General features: G+C 36.5%; 1 protein-coding gene and 4 tRNA genes. All 5 read left to right on the top strand.

Features of this window, described 5'->3' with window-relative positions; translation table 11 throughout:
- Nucleotides 1–213, top strand: a 213-nt coding sequence (locus GBG18_RS15455) for a BRCT domain-containing protein (RefSeq protein WP_193311190.1), incomplete at its 5' end; no start/stop codon positions are given.
- Between the two features lie 75 nt (nt 214–288).
- Nucleotides 289–363, top strand: a tRNA-Gln gene (locus tag GBG18_RS15050).
- A 17-nt stretch (nt 364–380) separates the two neighbouring features.
- Nucleotides 381–465: transfer RNA gene (locus GBG18_RS15045), tRNA-Tyr, on the top strand.
- 10 nt (nt 466–475) lie between these two features.
- Nucleotides 476–551, top strand: a tRNA-Phe gene (locus GBG18_RS15040).
- A gap of 41 nt (nt 552–592) precedes the next feature.
- Nucleotides 593–679 (top strand) — tRNA-Leu (locus tag GBG18_RS15035).
- The last annotated feature ends 64 nt before the right edge of the window (nt 680–743 follow it).

The following is a 743-nucleotide window of genomic DNA, read 5'->3' as shown; positions in this document are numbered from 1 at the left end:
AAAATATCATATGCAACTGCAATAGGTTCATTACCAGGACTTGCTAAAGAATTAACAGATGATAAGTTTTCAAATGAAGATATGGTTTTTAATGTTCTTGGAGCATTAAGTGGTGCAGTTTTTTCAAACTACTTAAATAACAATACAAGTATATTTATAGCACATAAAAATGAAGAAAAATCATCACAAATTAAGCTTGCATATAAATTTTAAGCTTTTTATATAATCACTGAAAAATTTTAGCTAACTTTAAAGATAAAGTAACTATAATTCTGCCACTTAAACGATTGGGGTATCGCCAAGTGGTAAGGCAACGGCTTTTGGTGCCGTCATTCGAAGGTTCGAATCCTTCTACCCCATCCATTAAGTAATTTTTCAACGGGAAGGTTGGAGAGTGGTCAAATCCTGCGGATTGTAAATCCGCCGCCTACGGCTTCGAAGGTTCGAGTCCTTCTCTTCCCACCACTTTATGTGTGGCGCGATAGCTCAGTCGGTAGAGCAAAGGATTGAAAATCCTTGTGTCGACAGTTCGATTCTGTCTCGAGCCACCATTTTTATTATTAATAACACATATGAATTAACTACCAAAAGTGCGAGTGTGGCGGAATAGGTAGACGCGTTGGACTTAAAATCCAATTCCGGTTTCGGAGTGTCGGTTCGATTCCGACCATTCGCACCACTGTGTTGTTAATCTTAAATTTACTATCAAATCAAACATTTTCAAAATTTCTTTTTTATTGTTA

Source organism: Poseidonibacter ostreae, from assembly GCF_009208075.1.
Taxonomy (GTDB): domain Bacteria; phylum Campylobacterota; class Campylobacteria; order Campylobacterales; family Arcobacteraceae; genus Poseidonibacter; species Poseidonibacter ostreae.
This window is presented reverse-complemented; position numbering and strand designations above follow the sequence as displayed.